Source organism: Deltaproteobacteria bacterium (genome assembly GCA_029860075.1).
In the GTDB taxonomy this organism is placed as follows: Bacteria; Desulfobacterota; JADFVX01; order JADFVX01; family JADFVX01; genus JAOUBX01.
The window spans coordinates 1-11,732 of sequence record JAOUBX010000114.1 but is presented as its reverse complement, the minus strand read 5'-3'; the positions used below and the strand labels follow the sequence as shown (position 1 = coordinate 11,732).

9 protein-coding genes and 1 pseudogene are annotated in these 11,732 nt (G+C 36.9%); 4 read left to right on the top strand and 6 right to left on the bottom strand.

Annotation, left to right across the window (positions count from 1 at the left end; genetic code table 11):
* The coding region (locus OEV42_20335) for a hypothetical protein (protein MDH3976618.1) at positions 1-455 on the bottom strand (455 nt) is incomplete at its 3' end.
* A gap of 708 nt (positions 456-1,163) precedes the next feature.
* Here OEV42_20335 and OEV42_20330 point away from each other — a divergent pair.
* Positions 1,164-1,727 (top strand): hypothetical protein, encoded by a 564-nt coding sequence (locus tag OEV42_20330; protein ID MDH3976617.1) that lies wholly within the window; start codon positions 1,164-1,166, stop codon positions 1,725-1,727.
* An 83-nt stretch (positions 1,728-1,810) separates the two neighbouring features.
* A complete protein-coding gene (locus tag OEV42_20325) occupies positions 1,811-5,548 on the top strand; it encodes a HEAT repeat domain-containing protein (GenBank protein MDH3976616.1) in 3,738 nt (1,245 codons plus the stop codon).
* 37 nt (positions 5,549-5,585) lie between these two features.
* Here the strand turns inward: OEV42_20325 and OEV42_20320 are convergent, their stop codons facing one another.
* From OEV42_20320 to OEV42_20310, 3 genes are read right to left on the bottom strand one after another with little or no spacing between them, the layout of a single operon-like run.
* Entirely contained in the window at positions 5,586-5,720 is a 135-nt protein-coding gene (locus tag OEV42_20320; protein ID MDH3976615.1) for a hypothetical protein, read from the bottom strand.
* A gap of 1 nt (position 5,721) precedes the next feature.
* Positions 5,722-6,024 (bottom strand): hypothetical protein, encoded by a 303-nt coding sequence (locus tag OEV42_20315; protein MDH3976614.1) that lies wholly within the window; start codon positions 6,022-6,024, stop codon positions 5,722-5,724.
* On the bottom strand, positions 6,017-6,220 hold the full coding sequence (locus OEV42_20310) for a hypothetical protein (protein ID MDH3976613.1): 204 nt from the start codon (positions 6,218-6,220) through the stop codon (positions 6,017-6,019). Before OEV42_20310 ends, OEV42_20315 begins: the two co-directional genes overlap by 8 nt.
* A gap of 108 nt (positions 6,221-6,328) precedes the next feature.
* Here OEV42_20310 and OEV42_20305 point away from each other — a divergent pair, with 108 nt between their 5' ends.
* Together OEV42_20305 and OEV42_20300 are read left to right on the top strand one after the other, a co-directional pair.
* Positions 6,329-6,778: a hypothetical protein gene (locus OEV42_20305; GenBank protein ID MDH3976612.1), complete on the top strand. Its 450-nt coding sequence runs from the start codon at positions 6,329-6,331 to the stop codon at positions 6,776-6,778.
* Positions 6,775-8,844 (top strand): DUF87 domain-containing protein, encoded by a 2,070-nt coding sequence (locus tag OEV42_20300; protein ID MDH3976611.1) that lies wholly within the window; start codon positions 6,775-6,777, stop codon positions 8,842-8,844. Before OEV42_20305 ends, OEV42_20300 begins: the two co-directional genes overlap by 4 nt.
* Here OEV42_20300 and OEV42_20295 read toward each other — a convergent pair.
* Together OEV42_20295 and OEV42_20290 are read right to left on the bottom strand one after the other, a co-directional pair.
* A pseudogene (locus tag OEV42_20295) lies at positions 8,844-9,029 on the bottom strand (transposase). The gene OEV42_20300 and the pseudogene OEV42_20295 overlap by 1 nt on opposite strands.
* A gap of 78 nt (positions 9,030-9,107) precedes the next feature.
* Positions 9,108-11,732: hypothetical protein (locus OEV42_20290; GenBank protein MDH3976610.1), on the bottom strand; the 2,625-nt coding region annotated here is incomplete at its 5' end.

Sequence of the window (11,732 nt, the reverse complement as noted above, 5' to 3'; positions counted from 1 at the left end):
CGTTTTGATTTGAGCATCTCTGTTCCGCAGTCAGCTTCCACGAAGTGGACTATTCTTTTACCGGATTCCACATTCTCGATGATAGAGATGCCGTCGGGGATTACTCCGCAGAGATCGACTGCTTTTGGGTTTAATTGTTTTGGGTAGTAGAACTCAGATTTGAAGCAGGGGGGAAATGAGAGCAGAAATGAAAGCTTAACGTCGGTTATCATTAGGCTGTGCGGTACAGCGTACACATCTTTGATTGGCTTAGTCGAGTAGACAAATTCTGCCTTGCCGGTACTTGATGCGAATGGGTGTGGGATTCTTTTCACAAGGCCTGCATCATAGAGTTTTTTCATCCTCTCGCTGGCCTTTTTTCTCGATGTGAAAAATGTGCTTGCTATCTGGTTAAGAGAGTAAGTATTGAGTGAGAGTTCAGCGAGTATCTTTTCGTCTCTTAAGGTAAGTCTCATGACATATCCTCCGAATAATAAAAAAGTGCCCCGCCAATACTTCCGGCGGGGCGAAAACGGTACTATCTTGGTGGAAGAAACACAGGCGTTTCCTCAAAACTCCCGCGGCCCTTGCAGGCACAGCATTTATGCGAAGCCCACCCCGAAACACGTCTGCCTGATGACTTTGCCCCACATGCTCTGGCACAGCATCCTAGCTTTGTCGATCCCGACCCCCCGCAATGCTGACACGTTGTTCTCTTTCCCATAAGCCTTCTCACCTCCTTTCTCTTTGGTTTTTTTTGGCCTGCCCCCGGACGGCAGGTAAAATATTCTTTTTGGTAGAGCTAGATTAAAGCTTGTGTTTCTTCCTGCCAGGAATCCTTGCAGGGCAACTCTTGGAAATCTTCAACTGCCAAATCCCCCTTTGTTCCGCACATACAGCACATATAAATTTGGCACCCGATAAGATTCTTTCTTGGGCATTTGAGCTTGCAGTGCCAGTGGCGATGGGTCTCTCCTTTGCAAACCTTGCACAGTATTTTCATCGTTTCCATTTCATCCTCCATTAATTTGAGTTTTGTATGTTTTTAGCTTCTACCTAAACCTCTTTTTTAAAATGAAATCTCTATTCCTTATCCGCTGTTACCACCAAAAAGGGAAAAGTATTTAAGTAATGAGTGTTTCCATGAGTTGTGGGTTTGACTTTCATGAGCACCTTTGTTAAAAATGGCATATATAAGAATCGAGCAACCTTGCGTAATCCCCTATGAACCAAGTAGCTTGGAAACCTACTTAGAAAACCAATTGGCTGAGAAAGGATTTCCATTGACTTCACCTAAGCTAAGGTTCGAGGATGATGACGCTCCTGAATATGTATGTATAAATAGAACAACATACAAACCAAACAAGCTTGGACACTTCTTTTCATATGAATTAAGGTACGGTTTAAATTTCAAAAGAATATTTGATTTGAATAAGAACGTAAAAACTCTTGACCTTGCTAATGAGCTGTTGCTACTCAAAGATTCAAGCCAACAAGAGATTGAATTTGAAGAGATTGTAGGCATCGTTTCAGAAGAAGGAGCAAAAGAAGGTTTTTTTGATCTTCTTGAGTACACGGTTAAGAATTTAGGCCATGAGGTAAGTCGTAACAACTCATGTATTAATCCCCAAAATGCTGATAACAGAATATTCACCATGAAAACAGATTATTTCCCTTTTTTGGATTTAGCCCCATTTGCTGATCAACTCATTAGGTTGTTTTCGAGTTGTGGCTATAAAGCAAATTAAAACATGCTCTTTCTGCTTAATATATACCGTCAACCGTCCATCAAAAGTGGGGTTTGAGGGACAATGAAGGAAGGACGTTTTGAATGAGTAATCCGCAAGCTGAAGAATCAATAAATGAAATCTGCCAGCTAATTGGTGAAGAAAAAAATAAGGATTTGTACGACAGTCTGAAAGAGTTACTTAAATGGTACTTGGATGACTATAGAGAAACTGTAGGAGGCGGTAATTGGCCTGATAGGCAAATGTATACAATTGGATGCGCTTTTTATAAGTTCTGTGACGTTTACAATCAGAGTGAATATGACGTAATAAAAGAAACTAATATTTTCACACTTGACTATAGAGATATTCAAGATTTTGTCGTTGATGATATGAAAGCGTATAGTAAAAATTATTCTCATAAAGCTAAATATAGCGAAAGAAAAAGAATAGAAAAGATCAACTTTAAGCTTAAGAATTTCTGTGATAACTCTAGAAATGACAAGTTAGCTTATGTACTAAAAGAAATAATTGTTCCAGATGGAATTGATAATTATACGCTTGTATTCGAAGTCAGGCCTCAGAACTTTGAGCAAAATATTCTGTTTAAAAAAATCAGGGATGCCATTAGGAAGTTCAACGAAAGCAACGAAAACTTCTCCGAGTTAAACTCTAAATACATTCCCCAAGTTGCTCTTGTAAGTGAGGAAGAGTCTTCTAGTGCGTCATTTGTTTCAGATATACAAGTTAAGAAATTTTCAGAAGGTGAGGTCGTTACTAGGCATGATCCTTTGGGTATTGAAGAGATTATCAAAGAAAAGAATCATAAGAGGTTAATTATTATTGGCGAACCGGGAATTGGGAAATCTACTACGTTAAAGCACATCGCATATGAGTATTCAGTTAAAGGTAATATTGAAACTCCAATTTATGTTGATCTCCGAGTTCATACTCCTAAGACAGCTCTATTGGAATGCATCAACAAGTATGCCCACCCTGACATATTGAGTCTTGGAGCAGACAAAATTTATGAAATAGTTCAAATATCCAAAAACTTCCTGTTCCTATTAGATGGCTACAATGAGATAAGCCAAACTAGAGATAAGAGAGAAGGAATAGAAGATGATATCAAAAAACTAGTAAGTTCAGAAAATAATCAAGAGAATCGCTTCATCATCACATCACGCAAGGAAAGATATCCAACTAACATCAAAGGACATCACTGTGAACTTAATAAATTAAAGGATAAACAAAGAGAAAAATTCATCAGTAAATCAGGAATTGAAAATCCAGATAATTTACTAGATGAAATAAGCAAGAAAAACCTCCATAGCATTTCAAAAGTTCCCCTTTTCCTTGACCACATCTGCTATTTCTATAAAAGAGCCAATGAATCATTAGATAAGCTCCCAGGAACAAAAGGAGAGCTAATGCGTGACATAATACAAAGGCACTTCAGAGAACATGAAGATAAATTTGAAACCATTTTACCCCTCAGAATCGAAGAAGCAGATTTATTAGGAAGAATCATACCCTCCGTAGCTTACCATACTCTAAAAAAAGAGGATGAAATTCATTTCTCCAAAGATACTTTTTTCAAAATTTGCAGATCCAATGAATTTAATGAATATCTAACAAGCCTTTTGGGTAGCGGCTATAAGGCTGAGGACATTTTTAAAACAATTACTCAACATGGATTAATAGAAAGAAACAAAAATCAATGTGTTTTCTGGCACCAACTCTTCCAAGACTATTTCACTGCAGTCGAATTAAAGCGAAGACTTGAAAACGGAGAGTTGTCCATAGAAAAGGAAAAGGGTAAGGTAAACTTTATCTTCGACATCCTAGAGTACACGAAGTTCGACCAGGCAATACTCTTAATGATTGGACTTATAGAGGATGAGCTTGCCAAGAAAGTAATAAATGAAATAGCCAAATACGATCTTTTATTCGCTGGGGAATGTATTGCAGAATATAGAGGGGATAGGGATGAATTTAAGGATATTATTGAGCAATTATTTAATATAATGGGATCTGTATCTGCTGATAAGTTGGTGAAGATAGGCAGTGATTTTGTAATAAATAAACTTAGTAATTATGTTAATAAAGAAGGTAATTTAGGAGCAATTCAAATATTAGGAAGTATTAATAATGGAAGGGTAGCAGATATTTTTTTTAAAATGGTAAGAAGTAATAATTTAGAAATAAGTAAAGCTCTAGCGTCGTCATTGAATGCTATAGAGAGACAATTGGCCTTATCTATTCTTTCTATGTTAGCTGAACACAAAAATACAGATGTAAAAAAAGAAGTTTCTATTAAAGCGAGATATCTAGGCAATAATGCGATGGAAATTTTACGTAAACTTAGCAATGATACTGATATTGAAGTTAGAATGAATGCTATTGATTCTTTAGGTAAAATTGATAATGAAGATACTTGTGAAATTTTAATTCAACTTTTATCTGACAGCAAAAGTACGATAAGGGAAAAAGCTTTAGACGCTTTGGGAAACTTTGATGATAAACAAATTCAAGGTGATATATATAAATTGCTGAACAAAGAAAATAATATTTTCATGGAGAAAGTGTTAAAAACTGTGAATAGAATTAATAATCTTAAAGCGTTTGATACTATTCATACAATGTCAAAAAGTAAGAATTTTAATGTTAGAGCTAATGCAGCCATTTTTTTTAAAATACTTGAGTTAGACTCTAAGGTTATAAAAAGCTTAAAAGGATTATCAAACGACGATGCTCCTAATGTAAGGTGTGCGGTGGCAAATACCTTGGGTTCATTAAATAGCAATGAAACTCTTAAAATTTTTATTGATATGCTAAATAATGATGAAGCGTTAAGAGAAAAATATGCCATAAGCTATTTAATGGGTCTCGATAAGGTATGCAATATTTTAATAGATGATTTAAATCTAATACTGACCCTTTTAGATTTTGACTGTTCACAGTTGAAATCAATTGTTCCAATATTATTAGGGTATTACGAGGAAAAAAGGCGCGAACAAAAAAGAGATAAGAAATTTGATGACATAGATGTAAAAATATTACTAATACTCCAGGACCTGATCCAGGATGATCATTCAAATGTAAGAATAAACGTAGCAAGAATATTACATCTTGTTCATAGTGAGTCTGCAAAAATGATTATGATGGTTCTTAGTAAGGATCAAAATGAAAATGTCAGGGAAACAGCTTTTGAGAATTTTATTAATATTGATGCATATTTTGTGATGAGTGTAATTGAAGAATTGAAAAAAGAACAAATAACTGAAAAAATTGCTAAGAGATATTGGGATCTTTTGCCTGATTTAAAACCTGAACACAGGAAAAATATTCTTGATAACTTTTTTCATCATAATAATAAGAAATTGGAACTTGAGATTAATCAAATAAGAAATGGACGTCAATTAGTAAAAAAAGATAATAGAAACAACTTAAATTTTAAGAGATTATTGGCTAGTATCTCCATGAGGCTAATTGAAAATTTATGTAGCATAAACATTGTATATGTTGATAGTGAAAACAAGTTGGATTACGTCAAAGATACTTTTAAAAAATGGAAAATTATAAAAGCAGCTGAATTAGAATATCTGAAAGATACAGTTGACCACGAGTTTAAAAATTTGTGTTTATTTCATAACTTCTTATTTAGCAACTATTTACACATTCTTCTTATCGAAAATAGGCATAGAAAATTGGAAGTTGGTTTTAAATTCTGGGAGTATCTCCCAACACATCCATCAATTTATAGCAATTATAAATCAGATTCCTTGATTGCAAATACAGCCTTTCACTATTACGAGAAAAAATTAACTTACCTAGAATGACTTAATAATCTCACAGATTCAATCAAGTTTTACGCTTCTACTTCTTCGGCAATAATCCGAGCTTCTTTTTGGCTTGCTCAAGAGGTATCAGCTTTCCTTCTGCCTCTTCCTTTTCACATTCTTGCAGGGCTTTATAGTCTTCCTCTGTAAGGATTGTGTCTTCGTCTATCATTTTATTTGTCCAGCCCGTATTTCACTCTTAGTGAGTGCAGTCTTTTTTTAAATTCATTGTAAGATTTTTCGTGACTCCCAATTGTTAGTAGCCAGATTGTGTTGTCTTGGATGTGGTAGATGAGTCTGATGTTGTCTGTTATTGGTTCTCTGTAGCAGTTTGAGCCGCCGCTTAGGTGTTTTTGCCTTTCAGGATTTTCTTTTATTTTTTTCTTTTTCCTGTAGAAAATTTTGAGGTCTTTTGTTCCGAGTTTATCTAAGTCCTTGAATAGGTCAGGGTGTTCTTTAATTGTCCATTCAGTCAAGTTCTACGCCTCTGCTTTTCAGATAATCATCCAGTTCCTTTTCAGTCTTTCCTGTCACTCTGCCACTCTTCACATCTTCAAGTCTTTTGCTAACTATTTCATCTTCTTCAAGAGCGTGTTCGACTTCGTCTATTAGTGTCTCTGCAGTGTCCAGTATCCTGGTAAAATCGGTTTTGTTGACATGTACGGTATCCATTCTTAATCACCTATCATGTAAGAAGCGGTCTTGATTTAAAAAGCTTACTGAAAATGGCCGTGTCTCGTCCGATAGAACATAAAAAGGCTTATTACTTACCTTCCAGTAATGACACAAAACAATGAATTTTCAATAAAGAAGGGCTACGCCCCCTTCGACCCGAAATACTCGGTACTGTATACCAATACAGAGCTGTATACTAATACAGAAGAAAAACCATCAGATAATCCTCTAGGGCACAGAAAGACAAGCATAGTAGACAAGATAGTAAGCCTATACCAGCAACTCTATCAAAGGCGAGACATCTCTTATAAGATATTAAAAGAAGCGCAAGAAGAACTCCTATACACGTCCTCAGAGCTATACAACCAAAAGCACAACGCCTCTTTTGATGGCAAGCAATCCTCAAACCTTGAGCGAAGATTAGACCTACTCCAAAAAACCCAAAGAACTGAATTCGTAGACTACTGGAGAGACAGCTTCAAGATAAAAAGCTACCTATTACAAGCAATTGAGGAATACAGGGAGATCAAAAGCAAAAATGACTTCTTAAAATGAGACCTGAAAAGAGCCCGGAAGAAATCCTTGAAAAACTAAAGCCAATCATAGGCAGTAAAGCTGACAAGCTCAGACAACTCTACCTGCTTGAAGACTACAAGGGACGCCCAAAAATAGAAGAGATAATAAACCAGGCAAGAATCAAGCACCTAAACGAACAAGAAATCCTCCTCCCACCCCCAAACAACCTAAACGGCGACTACCCCATAGCTGAAATCATCTACAACGGAGAAAACACACAAACCTACAAACTAAAGAAAAAAGACCTCACTAGGCATGTTGCTATATTTGGTACAACGGGGAGCGGTAAGACGAATGCTTGCTTCTACCTAATCGGCAATCTGATACATGACAATATCCCTTTCATCATAGCTGACTTCAAGCAAAACTACAGAGACCTCATCGGAACAAGAGCAGGGAAAAACATAAAGCTCTACACTGTTGGCAAAGATATCAGCCCCTTCCACTTCAACCCCCTCATACCCCCAAAAGGAGCCGACCCAAAGACGTACATCAACAAGCTAATCGATGTAATCAACCACTCCCACTTCGTCAGCTACGGAGTCGACCACCTACTACAGACCGCAATAGACCAAGTATATAAGGAGTGCGGGGTATACGACGGGCACACCCGAAAATCACCCACATTCAAAGATGTTCTCGAAAAGATAAGAGACAAACCACTAAAGGGACGAGAATCCCTTTGGCAGGCATCCGCAGTAAGAACCCTCCAAGACCTCTCATTTGGACCTGTAGGCGACGTATTCAACACAGAACGCACCCTAAACATCGAAACATTCCTAAACGAACAAATAGTCCTGGAACTCGACGCCCTCCCCCAGACAACAAAAACCTTCCTTGTCGAAACACTCCTTCTTCAAATCTACCTCTACCGTATCAACCACAGCACACGAGACGAAGAACTCAAGCACATGCTAATACTTGAAGAAGCCCACCACCTCCTACTCCAACCTCAAGGACAACATTCAGAAACAATAACTGACATCTTCCTAAGAGAGATAAGAGAGACTGGCCAGGGTGTCTGCCTTCTTGACCAATCCCCGGCAAAGATTAACAGCACGGCACTCTCAAACGTCAACACCCTAATCGCAATGCAACTGCGCCATCAAGACGACATCCAACAGATATCAAAAGCCCTCCTAATAAAAGAGTATGAATATTTCGGGATGCTAAAAACAGGCGAGGCAATAATCAAGACCCAAGCCCCCCAAGCCTTTCTAGCCCGATTCCCATTAGCAGGAATAAAAAAAGGAACAGTCACAAACCAACAAATCAGGGAGCACATGGGCACCCCACAAATACCCCAAGCACATCATTCCCACCAAGTACCTCCAAAACCCCAAACAGCTCCAATAATCCAAATAGCAGAATCGCCCGGTTTTTCGAGTGATTCGCCCCCTAATACTCCCCCAAAGATCGAACCAAGCAAGAATAAACCTCTTCGGAAATCAGATAAATACACCGACGAGGAGACCGAATTCCTCAAAGACGTAAACCAACACCCCCTATCAGGTGTAAGCACTAGGTATAAGCGCCTCAACTGGAGCGTTGACAAAGGAAACAACATCAAAAACCGACTAATAGACAACCACACACTAAAACCAGTAAGAATCCCAACAAAGACTGGCAAATTGTTGTTGCTTGAATTAACAGTGTATGGTAGAAAATCTACAGAGGGGTGGTTCCCTAAGACTTCACATCATCGTATTGGCGGCGTCGAGCATGAATACTGGCGTATGAAAGCCGCCAACTACTACAAAGAACAAGGCTACAAAATCTACTACGAATACCCATTGGAAGGCGGCAAAACCGTAGATTTAGTCGCAGAAAAAGATGGGCAAAAGACAGCTATTGAGATTGAGACAGGGAAGAGCAATGCAGAAGAGAATATAAAGAAATGCATAGACTCAAAGCAGTTTGAGAAGGTAGTTTGTGTGGCAACGAATGAGAAGGTTGAGAAACAGGTGAGAATGAGTCTAAAAAATGAAAGATTAAAGGAATCTAAAGTTGTAGTGGTAGGCTGTAAAGGATATTCTGGTTTTTAAACTATTTCAAATCTGTCCCATAATGTTTTTGCTTTGACTGGTCTAAATGCCTCATATAGTGACCCTGGAGCATGAGTGTTCAGGTTGTCCATAACTAATGTTATTTTCTCCGCACCATCATAATGCTCTGCTATGCCTTCAAGGAAATAGGTCCAGTCCGTTTTAGTTTTTCTTTCAGTGATTTGTTTTCCTGCCAAGAGATTTAAAAAAATTTGTTATTATCCCCACAAATTAAGAAATAAAGTGCTTTATTAGCTAGTAGATTACTCTACGCTTATAATAATGGGTGCAGCAGGAACCGTCTGACCAATTACTTTACGTGGGCTTTCAATAAAATTACCAGATGTATCAAATACTTTCACCCAATATTGTACTTGTTTGTTGGATGAGAATTGTCCAATATCAATTGATACTTTTTTATTATTTAAATAAATATTATCTATAACATGACTATGTCTGGTTCCATCATCCCAATAGAGTTCAATTCTTTTCAGATAAGTATTATCTAAAGCGTTAATACTTATCACCACATTATTTGTTTCAAGTAGTGCTTCTACTGACTTTATGGCTATTGATGTTGAAACCTCCGGAGTGCTTGATGGAAGTTCTAATATTTTAAAATGATCCATATATATTTTTTGATAGCTTCCATTTGAACCTTTTATCAATACATCTACATGCCAGTCTCCAGTTTTATTAGAAGCAGGATGTCCTTGTATTGGGATATCTCCCCAAAAACTATATGAATCCCCATTATAAAAGTCTTTTGCTACATGAGAGACGGACTCAAATAATGATCCATTTGGTTCATAAAAATCCCACCGAACATCAATGGCATCAATCATATTATCAACGTTCCCCCAACTAAAAGCTGAAGTGTCAGTTTGAAAAAAAGTATAAGTTTCATTCAAGATAGAATAGGGCTTGTTTTGTTCAACTCCTTTTCCCATTCGATGTTCGGTCAATTCATACCCTATGACAAATGTTTCTGTCTTTTTATATTCAAACCCATTTCCAGAATCTATAGAAATTTTACATATCCAGCGGCCTGGCTTTTCCGAAGCCAAATTATCTTTAATATCCATTGACGCCCATGAGTGTTTAATATCGTAAAACTCAAGCCCCTTATTTTGAGGATCAGTAATTCCATGGGTATACGTTTTAACTCCTAATCCATCAGGATCAAAAAATTTATACCTTATGGCGATAGCCTTATAAACGTTTGAAAGTTGAAGCCATACATAAACCTTTTCACTGGAGATGCTAAATATCTTTGATTCAAAAAGTGGATTGTGAGGGAGCGATAAATCAACACTTAAAGATGTTGTTGTACGGTCAATAACATATCCATCACTACTTTGACCCTCAAGAATATTGATAGCCTTATCTATTGTTTTGCTAAAACCAAACAAATCATCCTTTACCATTACGGAAATCATCTGAGAAGAACTCGGTGCATTAATATCACGGCTATATTTTCCATTCAATACAGGAGCAGTATAAATGTTTTCACCAGTGTTTATCGTTATACTTCCAACATCAACACTTACACCATTATCATAAATGACCGAACCACTAACTGTTACAAGTGAGTTTGCGACTATGTTATCAGAGGGATTAAAGTCAGCAGAGAGGCTCAGACTTGTTGGATCTGGGGTTGGTTCAACAGGCAAAGAATCAACTAAACCAACTGCTCCACCAACTGCTATGTCATAGGTGCCTCCATCCTCTAAGCCGGCAACAATTACAACAATTCTACTATAATTATTATTAGGAAAAGTTACCTTGTAATCATTAAAATAATCACTCCCTCTATCCTCTACTACTTCGGCCAGTTTCCCATATTGATCCATCTTTAAGATAACGTAAAGAGGGTTATATCCAATTTTTGCGCCAATCTTTCCTGAACCTGAACCTTCTATCGATACAACAACCTTATCAATAGTGTTATCAAGATTAAACTCCCAATAGTCAGCAGCCCATTCATTCACACTTTGATTTGAATAAAAATATGAAGCAACAGTTAAGTCTTCACGTTGTGCATTCGTAACATTGAAATTAATAGTTTTAATAACTCCATAATTTGCTTCATCATCTTCTATATAATCATAAATGGCAGCATAGCCTGTATCTGATATTGGATTCCCCTCGTAATAACGTTTCACATAATTTGCTATAATCCAATTAGTGAAAGCATCCTCAAAAGTGACACCTGGCGCATATACATCAAGAACCTTTTGAACAGCTTCTCTTCCACTTGTGACCAAGCTAAAATTTTCCCATAGTGATTTAATAACATCAACACCTACATATGGTTCGTCATTTATACCTCTATAATTAGTATATTGCTCTGATATATATTTCCAAAAGAGAACAGCATTTTCTGACATCTTTAATAAGCTTTGATCTGGATCGTTAAAATACCCAATCTGGGGATCATTAAAAGAATCACTATCTGAAAAATTAAAAGTTTTTACATAACGATTGCTATTATCAAAAATTAAGTCTTCAATCCAAGCTGCTGTTCCTTCTTTCACCCAACTTTCCCAACGAAGCGAATATGCTAATTGCATTCTATGAAAAAGTTCATGAGCTATAATCACATCTAAAATATCAGGCTGCTTATTACTTATATATATAGCAGAGAAATAGGATGTAAAACCGATATCAGATGTATTCATAACTTTCACGTCGGACTTTCCAATATTTAAAGGAGGCTTGAAGCCATATCCTAGTAATTTAGATAATGAATACTCTGCATAAATACCAAGTTTTTCTATATAGTCTGGCACATCATTGTTTGCTATGAGATATTTTGTCGTTTTGTCCGGTAAATCAACAGCAGTACCTGTGTCTAAATCTGGATCAATAACTTGATCTATAGTTGG